General features: G+C 50.1%; 2 tRNA genes. Both read left to right on the plus strand.

Annotation, left to right across the window (positions count from 1 at the left end):
- Nucleotides 1-96 precede the first annotated feature (96 nt).
- A tRNA-Ile gene (locus DW56_RS17275) sits at nt 97-173 on the plus strand.
- 35 nt (nt 174-208) lie between these two features.
- A tRNA-Ala gene (locus tag DW56_RS17280) sits at nt 209-284 on the plus strand.
- Nucleotides 285-387 lie beyond the last annotated feature (103 nt).

Raw genomic sequence — 387 nt, forward strand, 5'->3', positions numbered from 1 at the left:
AACCTGCGGTTGGATCACCTCCTTACCTTAAAGAACCTGCCTCTGTAGTGCTCACACAGATTGTCTGATAGAAAGAACGAGCAGTAAAACCTCTACAGGCTTGTAGCTCAGGTGGTTAGAGCGCACCCCTGATAAGGGTGAGGTCGGTGGTTCAAGTCCACTCAGGCCTACCAACTCTGCGGAGTTGCTGAGGTTTTAACTACTGTATGGGGCTATAGCTCAGCTGGGAGAGCGCCTGCTTTGCACGCAGGAGGTCTGCGGTTCGATCCCGCATAGCTCCACCATCACTTCAGAGTGTACTCACCGAGTATACTGCGAAGTATTTGCTCTTTAACAATCCGGAACAAGCTGAAAATTGAAACGACACACGAAAGTGTGTTCGAGTCT

The sequence above is a fragment of the Franconibacter helveticus LMG 23732 genome, assembly GCF_000463115.2.
GTDB classification, from domain to species: Bacteria; Pseudomonadota; Gammaproteobacteria; order Enterobacterales; family Enterobacteriaceae; genus Franconibacter; species Franconibacter helveticus.